Origin of the sequence: Solibacillus sp. FSL H8-0538, from assembly GCF_038003525.1 — a bacterium.
In the GTDB taxonomy this organism is placed as follows: domain Bacteria; phylum Bacillota; class Bacilli; order Bacillales_A; family Planococcaceae; genus JBBOPI01.
This window is the reverse complement of sequence record NZ_JBBOPI010000001.1, coordinates 3,723,283-3,741,044: the sequence shown is the minus strand read 5'-3', so window position 1 is coordinate 3,741,044 and position 17,762 is coordinate 3,723,283. Positions and strand designations below refer to the sequence as shown.

Below are 17,762 nucleotides of genomic sequence, written 5' to 3'. Positions count from 1 at the left end.
GCGTTTTCTTCCTTTCATTGATGAATCTCTATATGGTTAACGAAAAATAATGCGTTTAATCTATTTTTACTGAAGGAATTAGTATACCATACACATAACCACAGCTTGTGGATAAATTATATCCAGTGACCACGTAAAAGTTTATCCACAGATTATTAACAACTGTGGATAATATATTTCCCGAAAAAGAATTCCACAGGGGAAAACACATTTATCGTAACAAATAAAATCAGTTATTTCAATACTTAAAGTGACTTATCCACAATATAATTTGTTATCCACGCTCGAGTTGTCCACAGCCTCTTAGTTTGTGAAAAAGTTGTAGATAACACTTGTGGATATTTTTTTGTGAGAAAAGTTTGTCCACATATTATTTCCGGGGATTATTCAAAGAGTGTGGATAACTTGAGAGAAGGTTTAGAGAGCAGAAAAAACAGTAGAAATACAGAATTTAATTTTATGCGTTGACAAATTAGCTGTTTTCTATATATAATATGCAGGTCTGTATGTAGTAATAGATATAAGAACACTCGAATTCAGGAGGTGTAATATAAATGAAACGTACGTACCAACCTAAAAAACGTAAACACAGTAAAGTACACGGATTCCGCGCTCGCATGAGCACAAAAAACGGCCGTCGCGTATTAGCTGCTCGTCGTCGTAAAGGAAGAAAAGTATTATCAGCATAAGTCCACTGAGCCACATCAGTGGTCTTTTTTTTCTTTAATTTTCGTTAAGAGCGGAAAAAGAGGTACCAATGATTAGATGGAGCAGGTGAATGGATCATGAATAAACGCCAACGTATTAAAAAGAATGAAGATTTTCAAAAGGTGTTTAAGAAAGGTAAGTCTTTTGCGAATCGCCAATTTGTTGTGTATTGTATGAAAAAAGATCAACAATTGGAGTTTCGCATTGGCTTATCAGTGAGTAAGAAAGTCGGCAATGCTGTAACGCGAGTTCAAGTGAAGCGTTATCTTCGCCAAGTCTTTCTGGAGTTAAAAGATGAAGTAAGACCAGATATGGACTATGTTATTATCGCCAGAAATCAGGCGGCCAAATTAGATTTTCATGAAACGAAAAAAAGTTTAGAACATGTCTTAAAAATTGCAAAAGTTTTGAAGAAGAAGTAAAAACTGTCTTGAAATAGCAAATTCGATGTGTAAGAAGGCGAAAAACCGAAATATTTACTAGAGTGTAGGCGTCTACACATGGTAAACTATTTTCATAATAAAACTGAATAGTTGCTCTAGGAGGAAGAAGGTTGAAGAAAAGACTTTGGATTATTTTGTCACTAGTATCAGTAGTGCTGCTGCTGTCTGGGTGTACAGAATTTGATCAGCCAATTTCATCTGAAAGTGAAGGCTTTTGGAATGAGTTCATTGTTTGGCCGTTAGTATCAGTCATCAAATATTTCGCAGAGCTTTTAGGTACGTATGCATTTGGTATTATCGTGGTAACGATTATTATCCGTTTATGTATTTTACCTTTAACGATTAAGCAAATTAAAAGCTCAAAAAAAATGCAAGAAGTTCAGCCCCAAATGAAAGAGCTACAAGCAAAATACAGCTCTAAAGATGCAGTAACACAGCAGAAGTATCAACAAGAGATGATGGCCTTAATGTCTTCATCAGGCGTAAATCCATTAGCTGGATGTTTACCTGTTTTGGTTCAAATGCCGATTTTAATTGGCTTCTACCATGCAATCAGCCGTATGAACAATACTTCTGCTTTTGATTTAGGTACATTTTTAGTATTCCCATTAGCTGAACCGAGTATTGTATTAGCTGTATTAGCTGGTTTAATCCAGTTTGTCGTATTACGTACAGGTCCAGCAGTTGATAATCCACAAATGAAAATCATGATGTACATTATGCCCTTCATGATCATTGGTTTCGGTATCGTATTACCAGCCGCACTTTCATTATATTGGGTTGTCGGAAATATCATATCAGTAATTCAAAACCTTGCTATTTACAAACCTTGGAATAAAAACAAAACAGAAGCTACTACTACAGGAGGAGCGAAAAAGTGAAACAAACTACGCAAATAGGCGCAACAGTTAAAGAAGCGATCTCATTAGCGTTACAAAATCTTGGCCATACCCGTGAGCAAGTAGATGTTGAAGTTTTACAAGAAGGTAAAAAAGGATTTTTAGGTTTTGGTTCTCGTCCTGCTAAAGTGCGAGTAACTGTAAAAGAAAGTGTTCAACCAGAAGTGAATGAAGAAGTAATAATCGCCCAAGAAGCGGAGCAGCCATCTGAGAAAGGTGCTGTAGCAGCTCTTGAAGTCGATGAATCTTTCGGGGAAGAGCCAGTTCATGCAAATGAAGATCAACCAATTCACCAAGAAGAACAGCAAGAAGATCCAGTTGAAGCTGCAAAAGCTTATTTAACAAGCATTGCGACGGAAATGGGCATTACAGATTTACACATTGAACAAAAAAATGAAGGCAAATACATTTCATTTAGACTTGAAAGTGAAAAAGCAGCGTTACTTATTGGGAAACGTGGGCAGACATTAAATGCGCTTCAGCAATTAACACAACTTGTTCTGAATAAGAGTGCAAAGTCCTTCATGCTTGTGAAGCTGGATGTAGAAGACTATCGTGAGCGTCGCCAAGTTGCCCTGGAGCAGTTAGCAGAGCGTATGGCAGATAAAGCAATTCGTTCACGTAAAAAAGTAGCTTTTGAAGCAATGGCATCCTACGAACGAAAAATTATTCATAACGCCTTAGCGAATCGTTTAGATATCGAAACGTATTCAGAAGGTGTAGAACCTAATCGTTATTTAGTGATTGAGCCAGTAAAATAGGCGAGCTAAGTAAGGAAATGGTCATACGAACAATTGAATAACTTTATATGTTAACGACCTATCCGCTAAAGGAATAGGTCGTTTTCTTTTTATTTGTGGATAAGAACGCGTTACTTTCCCATCCGTATAAGGAAGAACATCGACTCCCCTATTTTAGGAAAGGCATTGAAAAACCCCGAAACAGTTTTTTTAATAGTATTTTTATGCTTCTGCTTTATTTTATTCGAAAAAGCATTGGTGCGGCGGTGCGAGACTCCCGCGGAAAGCGAGTGCCAGAGCACCAATTACCTATCACTATTTAGCAAATACCTATTAGTAGTTTCAGTAGAAATCAACTTTTTCAGTGCCCTCATTATAGGCGAGTTGTGTTTTTCTAATAAAAGGGATTTCTTTAATAAAAATATGCAGTGTCAGCGCGAACTGCATTGCTTTAGATTTTGTTGAAAATATGGTAGTCTAAATTGTTAGTGAACACAGTTCGGTAAAGAGTTATACACATGTGGATAATACTGAATTAGGAGGGTACACATGGAATTTGATACAATTGCTGCGATATCCACACCAATGGGAGAAGGAGCTATTGCCATCGTTCGTTTAAGTGGGGATGAGGCAGTGGCCATTGCAGATAAAATATTTAAGTCGCCAAATGGCAAACGTTTAACAGAGGTGCCAACACATACAATCCATTACGGGCATTTAGTGGACCCAAAAACAGAAGAAATAGTAGAGGAAGTAATGTTATCATTCATGCGTGGTCCGAAAACATTCACACGTGAAGATGTTATCGAGATCAACTGTCATGGTGGTTTAGTGTCAGTGAACCGGGTATTACAATTAGTATTACGTTCAGGTGCACGTCTAGCGGAGCCAGGTGAATTTACGAAACGTGCTTTCCTTAATGGCCGAATAGATTTATCACAAGCAGAAGCTGTCATGGATTTAATCCGTGCGAAAACAGACCGCGCTATGAATGTCGCACTTGGGCAAATGGACGGGAAGCTATCACGTTTAATCGGCTCACTACGTCAAGCGTTACTTGAAACATTAGCTCAAGTCGAAGTAAATATTGATTACCCAGAATATGACGATGTGGAAGAAATGACTGTTCCTGTATTACTTGAAAAATGTACATGGGTACGTGAGGAGATAATTAAACTTCTGCAAACGTCATCACAAGGGAAAATTTTGCGTGAAGGGCTATCTACAGTTATTTTAGGTCGTCCAAACGTGGGCAAATCTTCATTACTTAACAGTTTAGTACATGAAAATAAAGCAATTGTAACGGATATTGCCGGTACAACTCGTGATATTATAGAAGAATACGTAAACGTGCGAGGCGTTCCATTACGTTTAGTAGATACAGCGGGAATTCGTGAAACAGAAGATATTGTTGAGCGTATTGGTGTAGAACGTTCACGCGAAGCTTTAAAAGATGCAGATTTAATTTTACTCGTATTAAATTACGGAGAAGAATTATCTGTTGAGGATGAGCGTCTATTCGAAACAATCGAGAAGATGGACTATATCGTCGTTGTGAATAAAACAGATATTGAACAAAAAATAGATCTAGCGCGCGTTCAGCAGCTTGCTGGAAATCGTCGTGTTGTTACAACATCGCTACTAAAAGAAGAAGGCGTAATGGAGCTTGAAGAAGCGATTGCGAACCTATTCTTTGAAGGTCAAATTGAAGCAGGTGATCTGACGTATGTATCAAATGCACGTCATATTGCATTATTACATCAGGCACATGCAACAATTGAAGATGCACTGCAAGCAGCAGAAGCTGGTGTACCCGTTGATATGGTGCAAATTGATGTCACTCGTACATGGGAATTACTTGGTGAAATAATTGGTGATACTGTGCAGGAGAGCTTAATTAATCAGTTATTCTCGCAGTTTTGTTTAGGGAAATAGGCAGAGTCAAAATTAAAGATTTTTACTGCGCTACAGGACGTTGTGGTTTTATCAATGTTGATCTGTTAAACGTAGTCGCAAGGATGCCATCAACGTAGACTAATTTTTTGAAATGCAGCCAAATTTATAAGACGAGTTTTAGTAAAAAGGCTTTTTTGAAATGCAATTTTTTTTTTGAAAGATTTTAAAAAAGGCAAATTTAAGATACAACTTATCCTTAAATAAGTGCCAATGTCGCTTAATCTCAAATAAGTTGTACCTCAATTTATCCGATTGAGACAAATCGCGTAAAAAAACAATATTAAAATTTATAATAACTTAAAAAAAGAAAGGAAGAGGAGCATGTCAACACAATATGAGGCAGGCACATTCGATGTCATCGTCGTCGGCGCAGGACATGCTGGCGTTGAAGCAGCATATGCCGCAGCAAAAATGGGTGCAAAAACACTCATGCTTACAATTAACTTAGATATGGTGGCATTTATGCCATGTAATCCTTCAGTAGGGGGGCCAGCTAAAGGGATCGTCGTTCGTGAAATCGACGCACTTGGTGGCGCTATGGGGAAGATTATTGATAAAACACATATCCAAATGCGTATGTTAAACACAGGTAAAGGGCCAGCTGTACGCGCATTACGTGCACAAGCAGATAAATTCGAATACCAACACGCAATGAAATGTTTATTAGAAGAAGAGCCGAATCTTCAAATGCATCAAGCAATGGTAGATGAATTAATTATTGAAGATGGTGAAGTGCGCGGCGTGATTACGCAAGTAGGCGCAAAGTATTTTGCTAAAGCGGTTATTATTACGACAGGTACATTCCTGCGTGGAGAAATTATTCTTGGCGGTCTAAAATATTCAAGTGGTCCAAATAATCAGCAACCGTCAATTAAATTAGCGGATAACTTAAAAGAACTTGGTTTTGATTTAGTACGTTTTAAAACGGGAACACCACCTCGTGTGAATAACCGTACAATTGATTACTCAAAAACAGAAATTCAACCAGGTGATGAAGTACCACGAGCATTCAGCTTTGAAACAACCGAATTTATAACGGATCAGCTACCATGTTGGTTAACATATACAAGCGAAAAAACACACAAAATTATTGAGGATAACCTGCACTTATCACCGATGTATTCAGGGATGATTAAAGGAACAGGTCCACGTTACTGCCCATCAATTGAAGATAAGGTAGTACGTTTCAATGACAAACCACGTCACCAAATTTTCTTAGAGCCAGAAGGACGTAATACGCGCGAAGTATACGTACAAGGCTTGTCAACAAGCTTACCTGAGCATGTCCAAAAGCAAATGCTGGCATCCGTTCCTGGTTTAGAGAATGCGGAAATGATGCGTGCTGGATACGCCATTGAGTATGATTCAATCGTACCAACGCAGCTATGGCCAACATTAGAAACGAAAAAAATTAAAGGTATGTACACAGCGGGTCAAATAAATGGGACATCTGGTTATGAGGAAGCAGCGGGCCAAGGGTTACTTGCCGGCATGAACGCTGCAGCTAAAGTATTAGGACGCGATGAAATCATTTTAAGCCGTTCTGAAGGTTATATGGGTGTATTAATCGATGACTTAGTAACAAAGGGAACAAATGAACCGTACCGCCTGTTAACGTCTCGTGCGGAATACCGCCTGCTTCTTCGTCATGATAATGCGGACTTACGCTTAACAGAAATCGGCTACAAAGCGGGTATGATTTCAGAAGAGCGCTATGCAAAATTTTTAACGAAAAAAGAGCAAATTGACAATGAAATTGCACGTCTGCGTGAAACGATTATCAAACCAAATGAAACAACACAAGCGCTTATTCGTTCAGTTGGTGGAACAGAGCTAAAAGACGGCATTCGCGGTGCGGATTTACTAAAACGTACAGAAATGCATTATGACTTAGTCGCGTCACTAATACCATCTGAAATCGAATTGTCAGAAGAAGTAAAAGAGCAAATTGAAATCCAATTAAAATACGAAGGTTATATTCAAAAGGCCTTACAGCAAGTTGAAAAACTACGTAAAATGGAAGATAAGAAAATCCCAGAAAACATTGATTATGATGCCATTTCGGGGATCGCAACAGAAGCGCGCATGAAGCTAAATGATGTACGTCCATTATCGATTGCGCAAGCTTCACGTATTTCTGGTGTAAACCCAGCAGATATTTCAATTTTACTTGTATATATAGAGCAAGGAAAAATTGCACGTGTAAATAAAAATTAATAAATAACAATGGGCGTCCTTTTCGGGCGCTCGTTCATTTTTAATACAAGGAGATTTCAAAATGAACGAACAACAATTTATCGAAGCGTTAAAAGAAAAAGGAATTGAGTTAACAGATACTCAAATTGCACAGTTTAATAAATATTTTGAGTTATTAGTTGAGTGGAATGAAAAAATGAATTTAACTGCAATTACTGATTTAGAAGGAGTATACTTAAAGCACTTCTATGATTCGATTAGCGCGTCATTTTATTTTGATTTCACACAAGTAACAACTGTATGTGATGTTGGAGCAGGTGCGGGCTTCCCAAGCTTACCAATTAAAATTTGTTTCCCACACTTACACATTACAATTGTGGATTCATTAAATAAGCGTATTACATTTTTAAATCACTTAAGCGAGGAGCTAGGATTAGAGAATGTATCATTCGTTCACTCCCGCGCAGAGGATTTTGGTCAAAATAGTAAATACCGCGAACAATTTGATGTTGTAACAGCACGTGCAGTAGCCCGTCTGTCAGTACTTTCGGAGCTATGCCTACCTCTTGCTAAACAAGGTGGTTATTTTGTAGCGCTTAAAGCAGCAGCAGGTTCAGAAGAATTAAAAGACGCGAAAAAAGCTATTGCAACTCTAGGTGCATCATTGAAAGAAGAGTTTGCCTTTCATTTACCGGTAGAGGAAAGTGAGCGTTCACTCTACGTATTTGATAAAATAAAAGCAACACCTAAAAAATACCCACGCAAGCCGGGTTTGCCAAATAAAACACCAATTCAGTAGTAATTGTTTCATGTGAAACATCGCCAAAAGGAAATAATTTTTTAGTTTGGCACACACATATTTAGATTTATGTTATTTTTAAAGATATTAACATTCAATAGACTATGTACATTTCTTACTGAATACTAAATAATATTTATAATGAGCAAGATAGTTTCTTAAAGGTGGTGCCACTCGGATGAAAAGTCCTTTTTCACGTTTTTTCGGAGGCGGAGCTAAAGTAGAGCCAGAAGTGAAAAGTGAAGTCGAAGTTGTAGAGGTTAATATGGCTTCAGAAGAAGTAGTTAAAATTCCTATTGTAAAAATTGTTCCTAACCGTTACCAGCCGCGTACTGTTTTTGATGACGAAAAAATCGAGGAATTATCAAGAACGATTCATACACATGGTGTAATCCAGCCAATTGTTATACGTCCAACGCATGATGGCACGGGAAGCTATGAAATTATTGCGGGTGAACGTCGATACCGTGCAATGAAAAAATTACAATGGACCGAAGTACCTGCAATTGTACGCGATTTAAATGATAAAGAGACGGCTTCAATTGCACTAATTGAAAATCTTCAGCGTGAAGAATTAACAGCAATTGAAGAAGCACTCGCGTATCAGCAATTACTTGAGCTGCATTCACTTACACAAGAGGCATTAGCTCAGCGCTTAGGAAAAGGGCAGTCGACTGTGGCTAATAAGCTACGTTTACTAAAGTTACCTCAATTTGTGCAAGAAGCCATTTTACAGCGTGAAATTTCTGAACGTCATGCGCGAGCGTTAATTGCGATTAAAGACGAGCAGTTACAAATGCAATTGGTTGCGGCGACAAAAGAATTTGACTGGAATGTACGCCAATTAGAACAGCAAATCCAAGTATTATTACAGCCAGAGCAAGAGCCAGAGAAAAAAGACAAGCCGAGGCGTAAAGCAATTAGCAAAGATGTACGTATTGCACTCAATACGATCAAGCAATCGTTATCGATGGTGACAAGAAGTGGCATTCAACTAAAAACAGAAGAGGAAGACACAGAAGAGTACTACCAAATCACTGTGAAAATCCCGAAGAAAAAATAATTTAATCAAGCATTTCTCCTGTTGCAGAACTTTAGCGCAGGGGATTTTTTAGTGTATAAGAAATTATTACTTTCTTATACACTAAATAAAGGACATCATCTTGCCAAATTTTGGAGATAAATTTAGCTTTCTAATAAATATTCATCTAATTTAAGAATATTCATGCATCGCTTTCAACGAATTTTTGTTAGAATGGTAATTAATTAGTAAATTTTCTGTTTATAATCTAGTTTGGAATACGTGAAACATAAATTACGAGAATCAGCTGTTTGAAACGAATCGAAGTGATGAAAGCAGGTGCACATTTGGGAAGAATTATTGCAATCGCCAATCAAAAAGGTGGCGTAGGGAAGACAACAACATCAGTAAACTTGAGCGCTTGTCTAGCGTATCTAGGGAAACGAGTGTTGCTTATCGATATTGACCCACAAGGAAATGCATCAAGTGGTATTGGCGTAAAAAAAGGTGATCTAGAGAGCTGTATTTATGATGTGTTAATTGATGATGAGGATGTCAAAAATGTCATTCAACAAACAAAGGTTGAAAATCTGTATATTATTCCAGCAACAATTTCTTTAGCCGGTGCAGAAATTGAACTTGTCTCCACCGTTTCACGTGAAGTACGTTTGAAAAATGCATTAAAAGAAGTAAAAGGGAAATTTGATTATATTATTATTGATTGCCCGCCCTCTTTAGGATTATTAACGATTAATGCATTAACTGCTTCGGATGCGATTATTATTCCTGTACAGTGTGAATATTACGCATTAGAAGGGCTAAGTCAACTTCTTTCAACAGTTCGTCTTGTGCAAAAGCATTTAAATAAGACTTTGACAATCGACGGCGTATTATTAACAATGCTTGACGCGCGGACAAATTTAGGAATTCAAGTTATCGAGGAAGTGAAAAAATACTTCCGAGATAAAGTATATAAATCGATTATTCCACGCAATGTACGGCTTAGTGAAGCACCAAGTCACGGGGAGCCAATTATTATTTATGATGCGAAGTCACGTGGTGCAGAACTTTATTTAGAGTTAGCAAGGGAAGTGATTAAAAATGGTTAAAGGATTAGGTAAAGGGATTGGCGCTCTGTTTCCTGAAGAAATGGTACATAACGAAGAGACCATTGAGCAAATTGATTTAAGTAAACTTGTTATGAATCCTTTTCAACCACGTAAAATCTTTCAAGCAGAGGCGATAGAAGAATTAGCGCAGTCAATTAAGGAGCATGGCATTATTCAACCGATTGTCGTACGCAAAAAGGGGAAAAAATTTGAAATCGTTGTTGGCGAACGCCGCTACCGCGCATCGAAGCTTGCTGGTATGACTGAAATCCCTGCAATTATTAAAGAGTTAAATGAGCAGCAAATGATGGAGCTAGCCATTTTAGAAAATTTGCAACGTGAAGATTTAACTCCAATTGAAGAGGCCGAAGCGTATAACAGCTTAATTCATCAGCTAAACTTCACACAGGAAGAATTAGCGAAGCGTTTAGGTAAAAGTCGCCCACATATTGCCAATCATATTCGGTTACTTCAATTACCTGAGGATATTATTGAAAAAGTAAATCAAGGGTTGCTGTCAATGGGACATGGTCGAACATTGCTAGGACTAAAAAACAAAAAGCGAATTCCTGAAGTAGCGGAAAAGGTAATGAATGAGCAATTAAATGTTCGCCAGCTTGAGGCGCTTGTTCAATCATTTAACGACGATGTTTCACATGAAACAAAGCCTGTTAATAAAGATGTATTTGTACAAGCAACAGAAGCGCAGCTACGCGAATACTTCGGAACCCAAGTTCAAATTAAAAAGGCTAAAAATAAAGGGAAAATTGAAATCGAGTTTTACTCCGAAGATGATCTACAACGTATTTTAGAAATTTTGCAGCTAGAGCCAGAATAATATATGAGCGCCTATTAGCATAGTAGTAGGTGCTCTATTTTTTCTACATAGGAATGAGGCATGGGAATGGTTTTATTAGGTTCTTTATTAAATGCGTTCTTTATTATTATTGGCGCGCTCGTTGGCCGATTTTTTAAAAATATGCCAGAGACGATGAAACAAACCGTGCTAACCATTATTGGTCTTGCGGTTGCTGTGCTGGGTATACAAATGGGCTTTGAGAGTAATAATTTTATTATTGTTATTGTGAGTCTTGTAGTAGGTGCTGTTGTAGGTGAGTGGCTCGATTTAGATAAACAATTTAATCGGTTTGGTAGGTGGGTCGAGTCACTGTTTGGCGCAAAAGCAAGTGAGGGGAAAATCGCAGAAGGATTTGTAACGGCTTCACTTATTTTTGTCATTGGCTCAATGGCAGTCATAGGTGCATTAGATAGCGGACTGCGTAATGACCATAATGTACTTATTACAAAAGGCATTATTGATGGTTTTACATCGATTATTTTAGCGTCGACATTAGGGATAGGCGTGTTATTATCAGCTATTCCTGTATTCATCTACCAGGGCGTAATAGCTCTTTTAGCGGGTGTTATTAGTTCATATGTACCACAAGCTGCACTAAACTTATTCATCCAAGAGATGACAGCAACAGGTGGAGTGATGATTATGGCAATCGGATTGAATATTGCTGGCCTAACGAAAATCCGCGTAGCCAATCTTCTGCCTGGAATTGTAGTTGTAGCCGTAGTTATTGGAATTATGTTTCCCTTTCAATAAATGTCGTTGCCAAGAAAGTAGTAGTGCACGGGTAATTTTATCGCTCATAGAATAGGTTAAATGTAGCCGTGTGTTTTGCAGGACAAGTGTTTCCATAAAGCCTCCAACGTTGACAATTCCTTTTACTGAAATGTCACCGATTGGGGGTAGTTGTTTTTTTACAGCGCGACCAGGAAATAATGGACCTTGTTGAACAAGGATGGTACCAATTGTTTCTTCTTCACCAAGACAAGCATCAATTGCTACAATGAACGGTTTTACTTCTTCGAGCTGGAGCTGTTCATAAATCTCAGTTATGTTCAGCGCATGAAGCGGCGTTTCAAGTGTGCCGATAATACGGAACGGAAAAGCAAAGTCTCCTTTTAACTGACTGCCAATTAGTGGCCCTAGTGCATCGCCAGTAGAGCGGTCTGTGCCAATGCAGCAGAAAACAAGTTGTTCAGCATCAAATGGAATAACTTCTAAAAAGTATTCACTTAATTGCCAGACAGCACCGGTTTTATCATAGTGAACATTAGATGTTGACGGAAATCGATTTTTTTTTGGCATAAATTATGACTCACTTTCTGTTTATTTAGTGGAATGCTCGAGAAAAATTACAAAATGCGATATATTTATGCAGTATATTCAAAATGTAAGACTGTTATACAAGAGGTGGAAAAAATGGAAACAGAACAATTAGAGTTAGATTTAGGGACAACGGATTTAAAAGGGTTAGCGCGTTTTACTCAAAAGTTTTGGGATTTTATAACGAGTGAAGAATTATGGGATTTCATCATGGTTGCGACCATTAAGATTATTGCTATACTCGTCCTTTCTTGGCTTGTTGTTATTGTAGGGAAAAAGATTATTGCCAATGTCTTTTCACTACGTACGCATTCTCCTTTAAATTATTCAGAACGCCGTCACAAAACGATTTTAAAATTACTACAAAGTGTATTGTCATACTTAGTTTATTTCTCGGCCATTATGGCGGTTTTATCTGTGCTTAATATTGAAATTGCAGGTTTACTTGCGGGTGCTGGAATCGCCGGATTAGCAATCGGTTTTGGTGCGCAAAGTTTAGTGAAAGATGTCATCACAGGTTTCTTCATTATTTTTGAGGACCAGTTTGGTGTAGGGGATTATATTAAGTTAAATACAGCTGAAGGCACAGTTTTGGAAATTGGCCTCCGTACGACGAAGATTAAAGGGAATACAGGAGAACAGTTTATTATTCCAAATGGTTTAATTACGGATGTTATTAACTACTCGATTAATAACTCAAAAATAATGGTTGATATGCAAGTTTCTTTAGATGCAGATATCGAAAAGGTAGAAAAGATTATTCAAAATTATTTAGAAACATTACCTGAGAAGTATAGTGAGCTTGTTGGCGCACCAAAGTTTTTAGGTGTGGCCAATACAACGGGTACGGAAGCAACCATTCGTATTACTGTAGAAACATTACCACTGCAACAACTTGGAATTTCGCGTATTATTCGCCGTGATGTAATTGATATTTTAGCGAAAAATGGGATTCCGTTAGCTTATCCAAAAATGATGTTCTACGATCGAAATCAAGGAGGCGAAGAGTAATGGAAGCAAAGCAATTTGCATTGAATGATGTTGTAGAAATGAAAAAACAACATCCGTGCGGCACAAATGCATGGAAAATCATTCGTCTGGGTGCAGACATTCGTATTAAATGTGAAGGCTGCGGGCATAGCGTCATGATCCCACGTCGTGAATTTGAAAAGAAAATGAAGAAGGTATTAGTGAAGGCTACAGAGGCTTAAATCGTAAAATAGACTTTTGTCAAAGTTATCAATATAATAGACAAGGTTATTTAATTTAGAAAATATGAACTGAAAATAGAAAGGTTGTGTCAATTATGGCATTAACAGCTGGTATTGTAGGTTTACCAAATGTCGGTAAATCAACATTATTTAACGCAATTACAAAAGCAGGTGCGCTTGCTGCCAACTACCCATTCGCAACAATCGATCCAAACGTAGGAATCGTAGAAGTTCCGGATGCTCGTTTACAAAAGTTAACAGAATTGGTCGTTCCGAAGAAAACTGTTCCAACAGCTTTCGAGTTTACTGATATTGCGGGCATTGTAAAAGGCGCTTCAAAAGGTGAAGGGTTAGGGAATAAATTCCTTGCGCACATCCGTGAAGTAGATGCGATTTGCCAAGTAGTACGTTGTTTCGTAGATGAAAACATTACACACGTAGCCGGTACAATCGACCCAATCGATGACATCGAAGTTATCAATTTAGAGCTTATTTTAGCGGACATGGAATCAGTAGAGAAACGTATTCAACGTGTTGCAAAAATGGCAAAACAAAAAGATAAAGAAGCGATGATTGAAGAGCCAATCCTCCTTAAAATTAAAGAAACATTAGAAGCTGAAAAACCTGCTCGCGCGGCAGAACTAACAGAAGATGAAATGAAAGTGGTCAAAGGTCTTCACTTATTAACAATCAAACCAATGCTGTATGTGGCAAACGTATCAGAAGATGAAGTAGCAGAAGCGGACGATAATGAATACGTAAAAATGGTGCGTAAATTTGCAGCAGCTGAAGGCGCACAAGTTATTACAATTTGTGCAAAAATTGAAGAAGAAATTTCAGAGTTAGATGACGAAGAAAAGGCAATGTTCTTAGAAGAACTAGGGATTAAAGAGTCTGGTTTAGACCAATTAATTCGCGCTTCTTATGATCTACTTGGACTAGCTACTTACTTTACTGCAGGTGTACAAGAAGTACGCGCTTGGACATTCCGTAAAGGCATGAAAGCGCCACAATGTGCAGGCGTAATCCACACAGACTTTGAACGCGGCTTCATCCGTGCAGAAACAGTGGCATTTGATGATTTAGTAGTAGCTGGCTCTCAAGCAGCAGCAAAAGAAGCGGGTAAAGTACGTTTAGAAGGTAAAGAATACATCGTACAAGACGGTGACATTATGTTATTCCGTTTTAACGTATAAAAGCTGAGCGGCTAATGCGCGAAGCTAGATAAAGATTAATAATGAAGAAACAAATGAGGGAATCTATTGTGATTTCCTCGTTTTTTTAGTGGATAAGAAAGTATAACCTTCCTGTTCATATTAGTAACGACATCAACTCGCCCTATTTTGGGCGAGTTGTGTCTTTCTAATAATATACGAACAAGTGTTTGTGTATTTCTTTGCGTTGAGTTATAATGAATGAACATCAGAGTAGACATAAAGGCGTGGTTGTTGTGGATCATCTTTCACGAGTGCATCGTTTGGGAAGGCTCTTAGTTTGCGATACATCGTAAAATCACCGATTGCACCAGCTATCAGAAATGCGCCCACGGTTAGTAGTAAGTAGTTATCAAAATAGAGCCCGCACAGTACCGGCACCATACCGGTTGTCCAAAACGGAAGGAGCAATGCTTTTTTCATTGCTGCATTTTGCAAAGGTTTTGAGGTCGTTGCATAGGCAACGCCAAGCTTAAAATTAACGCCGTAATCAAGGTCGCGATATTTTACGCGTCCAAAGAGCATAAAACCAATTAAATGAAATGCCTCGTGTAGCACGATTAGTACCATGTAAAAAAGGGCAAAATAAACAAGATGAATTAGATGAAAGGCGGCAGAAAACTGCCCTTGAATTAATACATTTAAGAAAATTAGCACGGCTGTACAAATAAAAGTTGCCCACACATTTTGTTTTGCTAGTTTTTGCATATCTAGTTCAATAACAGTAGGTTGTTCCATTATCAAACCTCCTTTGTTTAGATTATAGCCAGGTAATCTAGTGAATTGCTAGCTACATAGTTGCGCGGAATTTTTGACTGTGTTACAATTCATTGATGTGAGTAATAAAAGTTACTTACTCCTTGCTCCCGAAAATTCGGAGAGCCCAAGTCCATAAGGAGGTGCAAAATAAAGATGAGAAAGTATGAATTAATGTACATCATCCGCCCGAACATTGAAGATGAAGCGAAGAAAGCTTTAGTAGAGCGTTTCAACGAAATCTTAACTTCAAACGGTGCTGAGATCATCGAAGCAAAAGAGTGGGGCAAACGCCGCTTAGCTTACGAAATCAACGACTTCCGCGAAGGTTTCTACCAAATCGTGAAAGTAAACGCTGAAACAGAAGCTATCAATGAATACACTCGTTTAGCTAACATCAGCGAAGACATTATCCGTCACATCGCTGTTCGTCAAGAAGTAAAATAATTTTTAACCAAAATGCTGAAAAGGAGGTTGTTTATTGATGATTAACCGTGTCGTTTTAGTCGGAAGACTTACGAAGGATCCAGAACTTCGTTATACACCAAGTGGGGTTCCAATGGCTCGATTTACAATTGCTGTAAACCGAACTTTTTCGAATCAACAAGGTGAACGCGAAGCTGACTTCATCGGTTGTATTGCTTGGAGAAAACAAGCTGAAAACTTAGCGAACTTCATGAAAAAGGGAAGTTTGATTGGAGTGGAAGGCCGTATTCAAACAGGAAGCTATGAAGGACAAGATGGGAAGCGTGTTTACACGACAGATGTCATTGCTGATGCTGTGCAATTCTTAGAATCGCGTGGTACCGCAAGTAACACATCGCAACCAACGTCAAATCAACAGTATGGTGGACAACAAAATTATGGTGGCGGGCAACCGGCATATAATAGTCAACCTAACCAACAATTTGGTGGCGGTGCTCCTGCACAAGATTCGTATGGTTCATATCAACAAAATCAACCACCTCAGAATCAGCAAAATTATACACGTGTAGATGAAGATCCATTTGCTAATAGCAAAGGACCAATCGAAGTTTCTGAAGACGATTTACCGTTTTAAGAATGAGACATCTACTAAATAAAAATTAAAGGAGGACACCGATAATGGCACCACGTCGCGGAGGCCGCAAACGCCGTAAAGTTTGCTACTTCACTTCGAACAACATTACGCACATCGACTACAAAGATGTAGATCTTTTAAAGAAATTCATCTCTGAGCGCGGAAAAATTCTTCCACGTCGCGTAACTGGAACAAGCGCTAAATACCAACGTAAACTTACATCTGCAATTAAAGTTTCACGTATTATGGCATTACTTCCATTCGTAGCTGAAGACAAATAAGATTGAATGAATTGGTTATTCAGAACCAATCAAACAATTGAAAATCCGATGAAATCTCTCGTAGATTTTATCGGTTTTTTTATTGTCCAAAAAGCCTGTAAGCAAACAATGTGGACGGTCAATGACTTGTCAAATTCACATACATTCTCTTTGTCGTTATTTTGTTTGCGCTTTGAAAGATGGTACAATAGATGAGTGAGAAAAGTTTTTTTAATTAGAAAAAGGAAGGTTCTCCATGCCAAATAATCAAACAAAAAGGCTAGCACATGGTGCGATGATGATTGCGCTATTTACGGTATTAATTGCAGTTGCCTTTTATGTACCTTTTATTAGCATTATAGCTACTGTGTTTGCACTATTACCGATAGCGTGGTATAGCGCAACCTATAATCGTAGTTCATCTATTTTTGTGGCAGCTATAGCAATTTTTATTACATTTTTCATTGGCGGTTTATTGATTTTACCGTTTTCGCTAATTTTTTCAGCAGTTGGTGTTGCGATTGGTGATGCACTTCGCCTGAAAAAGAGTAAAGTTTATTTATTTATATCTTCTAGTTTAACGCTATTATTTACATTTGCTGTGCAGTACTTAATCTCATTACGTTTATTTGAATTTGATTTTATTCAAGATTCAATGAAGTTAATGCGTGAAAGTTATGAGAAATCCATTGAGTTTTCTGAAAATATAACGGGGCAAACGCCTATTTCAGAAGAAAATTTAGAACAAATGTTTAGTATGATGGAAATGGCTCTGCCAGCATCTATTACCGTAGCGATATTTGCACTGACTTTCCTACTTATCGCGTTAAACTTACCAATGCTTAAACGTTTAGGTATTGAAGTTCCAAAATTTTCGACATTTAAAAATTTACGCCTGCCTCGTGCAGTATTGTGGTATTACCTTATAGTTTTGTGTATTAATTTATTCGTTCATCCAGAAGTGGGCTCGACGTCCTATGTCATAACATTAAACGTGTCACTTGTGTTATGGGTACTTTTGACGGTCCAAGGGGTATCATTCATTCATTTTACTGTCGATGAATACGGCCTGCCAAAGTTTATCAAAGTACTCGGGACATTACTCGCAATTCCGCTCTATTCGTTTGTAATTTTACTGGGCATTATTGATTTAGGCTTTAATGTGCGTGAATTTATCAAAGGCAAGATTCAAAAATGAGGAGCTGATGAAA

20 protein-coding genes are annotated in these 17,762 nt (G+C 38.0%); 18 read left to right on the top strand and 2 right to left on the bottom strand.

Annotated elements, in window-relative coordinates:
- The first annotated feature begins 554 nt into the window (after nucleotides 1-554).
- The 11 genes from rpmH (at nucleotide 555) to MHH87_RS17890 (ending at nucleotide 11,483) form a co-directional block, all read left to right on the top strand.
- Nucleotides 555-689, top strand: coding sequence for a 50S ribosomal protein L34 (rpmH, locus tag MHH87_RS17940; protein ID WP_077590837.1), 135 nt, complete (start codon nucleotides 555-557; stop codon nucleotides 687-689).
- A 96-nt stretch (nucleotides 690-785) separates the two neighbouring features.
- The gene (gene rnpA, locus MHH87_RS17935; RefSeq protein WP_340750830.1) at nucleotides 786-1,130 is read left to right on the top strand and encodes a ribonuclease P protein component; all 345 of its coding nucleotides are present in this window, start codon (nucleotides 786-788) and stop codon (nucleotides 1,128-1,130) included.
- A gap of 131 nt (nucleotides 1,131-1,261) precedes the next feature.
- Entirely contained in the window at nucleotides 1,262-2,032 is a 771-nt protein-coding gene (yidC, locus tag MHH87_RS17930) for a membrane protein insertase YidC (protein WP_340750828.1), read from the top strand.
- The gene (gene jag / locus MHH87_RS17925; protein WP_340750825.1) at nucleotides 2,029-2,811 is read left to right on the top strand and encodes an RNA-binding cell elongation regulator Jag/EloR; all 783 of its coding nucleotides are present in this window, start codon (nucleotides 2,029-2,031) and stop codon (nucleotides 2,809-2,811) included. The genes yidC and jag overlap by 4 nt, the downstream gene beginning before the upstream one ends.
- A gap of 528 nt (nucleotides 2,812-3,339) precedes the next feature.
- A complete protein-coding gene (gene mnmE, locus MHH87_RS17920; protein ID WP_340750823.1) occupies nucleotides 3,340-4,725 on the top strand; it encodes a tRNA uridine-5-carboxymethylaminomethyl(34) synthesis GTPase MnmE in 1,386 nt (461 codons plus the stop codon).
- Between the two features lie 342 nt (nucleotides 4,726-5,067).
- Nucleotides 5,068-6,963 carry a tRNA uridine-5-carboxymethylaminomethyl(34) synthesis enzyme MnmG gene (mnmG, locus tag MHH87_RS17915; RefSeq protein ID WP_340750821.1) on the top strand — a complete coding sequence of 632 codons (1,896 nt, stop codon included), beginning with the start codon at nucleotides 5,068-5,070 and terminating at the stop codon, nucleotides 6,961-6,963.
- Between the two features lie 61 nt (nucleotides 6,964-7,024).
- Nucleotides 7,025-7,741 (top strand): 16S rRNA (guanine(527)-N(7))-methyltransferase RsmG, encoded by a 717-nt coding sequence (rsmG, locus tag MHH87_RS17910; protein ID WP_340750819.1) that lies wholly within the window; start codon nucleotides 7,025-7,027, stop codon nucleotides 7,739-7,741.
- Between the two features lie 178 nt (nucleotides 7,742-7,919).
- The gene (gene noc, locus MHH87_RS17905; RefSeq protein ID WP_340750817.1) at nucleotides 7,920-8,804 is read left to right on the top strand and encodes a nucleoid occlusion protein; all 885 of its coding nucleotides are present in this window, start codon (nucleotides 7,920-7,922) and stop codon (nucleotides 8,802-8,804) included.
- Between the two features lie 305 nt (nucleotides 8,805-9,109).
- The gene (locus MHH87_RS17900; protein ID WP_340751052.1) at nucleotides 9,110-9,871 is read left to right on the top strand and encodes a ParA family protein; all 762 of its coding nucleotides are present in this window, start codon (nucleotides 9,110-9,112) and stop codon (nucleotides 9,869-9,871) included.
- The gene (locus tag MHH87_RS17895) at nucleotides 9,864-10,709 is read left to right on the top strand and encodes a ParB/RepB/Spo0J family partition protein (RefSeq protein WP_340750815.1); all 846 of its coding nucleotides are present in this window, start codon (nucleotides 9,864-9,866) and stop codon (nucleotides 10,707-10,709) included. Before MHH87_RS17900 ends, MHH87_RS17895 begins: the two co-directional genes overlap by 8 nt.
- 66 nt (nucleotides 10,710-10,775) lie before the next feature.
- A complete protein-coding gene (locus tag MHH87_RS17890) occupies nucleotides 10,776-11,483 on the top strand; it encodes a DUF554 domain-containing protein (protein ID WP_340750813.1) in 708 nt (235 codons plus the stop codon).
- On the opposite strand, the gene yyaC is transcribed toward MHH87_RS17890, so the two are convergent.
- Nucleotides 11,400-12,032, bottom strand: a complete 633-nt coding sequence (gene yyaC / locus MHH87_RS17885) for a spore protease YyaC (RefSeq protein WP_340750811.1) — start codon at nucleotides 12,030-12,032, stop codon at nucleotides 11,400-11,402. The two genes, MHH87_RS17890 and yyaC, sit on opposite strands and share 84 nt — an antisense overlap.
- A 114-nt stretch (nucleotides 12,033-12,146) precedes the next feature.
- On the opposite strand from yyaC, the gene MHH87_RS17880 reads away from it, so the two are divergent.
- From MHH87_RS17880 to ychF, 3 genes are all read left to right on the top strand, one after another.
- Entirely contained in the window at nucleotides 12,147-13,061 is a 915-nt protein-coding gene (locus MHH87_RS17880; protein ID WP_340750809.1) for a mechanosensitive ion channel family protein, read from the top strand.
- Nucleotides 13,061-13,261: a DUF951 domain-containing protein gene (locus MHH87_RS17875; RefSeq protein WP_340750807.1), complete on the top strand. Its 201-nt coding sequence runs from the start codon at nucleotides 13,061-13,063 to the stop codon at nucleotides 13,259-13,261. Before MHH87_RS17880 ends, MHH87_RS17875 begins: the two co-directional genes overlap by 1 nt.
- Before the next feature lie 95 nt (nucleotides 13,262-13,356).
- Nucleotides 13,357-14,457, top strand: a complete 1,101-nt coding sequence (gene ychF, locus MHH87_RS17870; RefSeq protein ID WP_340750805.1) for a redox-regulated ATPase YchF — start codon at nucleotides 13,357-13,359, stop codon at nucleotides 14,455-14,457.
- Nucleotides 14,458-14,667: 210 nt separating this feature from the next.
- Here ychF and MHH87_RS17865 read toward each other — a convergent pair whose 3' ends face one another.
- A complete protein-coding gene (locus MHH87_RS17865; RefSeq protein ID WP_340750802.1) occupies nucleotides 14,668-15,213 on the bottom strand; it encodes a DUF3267 domain-containing protein in 546 nt (181 codons plus the stop codon).
- Between the two features lie 174 nt (nucleotides 15,214-15,387).
- Here MHH87_RS17865 and rpsF point away from each other — a divergent pair, with 174 nt between their 5' ends.
- The 4 genes from rpsF (at nucleotide 15,388) to MHH87_RS17845 (ending at nucleotide 17,749) form a co-directional block, all read left to right on the top strand.
- Entirely contained in the window at nucleotides 15,388-15,678 is a 291-nt protein-coding gene (gene rpsF / locus MHH87_RS17860; protein ID WP_340750800.1) for a 30S ribosomal protein S6, read from the top strand.
- A 37-nt stretch (nucleotides 15,679-15,715) separates the two neighbouring features.
- The gene (ssb, locus tag MHH87_RS17855) at nucleotides 15,716-16,291 is read left to right on the top strand and encodes a single-stranded DNA-binding protein (protein ID WP_340750799.1); all 576 of its coding nucleotides are present in this window, start codon (nucleotides 15,716-15,718) and stop codon (nucleotides 16,289-16,291) included.
- Nucleotides 16,292-16,332: 41 nt separating this feature from the next.
- On the top strand, nucleotides 16,333-16,572 hold the full coding sequence (rpsR, locus tag MHH87_RS17850; RefSeq protein ID WP_188227411.1) for a 30S ribosomal protein S18: 240 nt from the start codon (nucleotides 16,333-16,335) through the stop codon (nucleotides 16,570-16,572).
- 235 nt (nucleotides 16,573-16,807) lie between these two features.
- Nucleotides 16,808-17,749, top strand: coding sequence for a YybS family protein (locus MHH87_RS17845; RefSeq protein WP_340750797.1), 942 nt, complete (start codon nucleotides 16,808-16,810; stop codon nucleotides 17,747-17,749).
- Nucleotides 17,750-17,762: the final 13 nt, after the last annotated feature.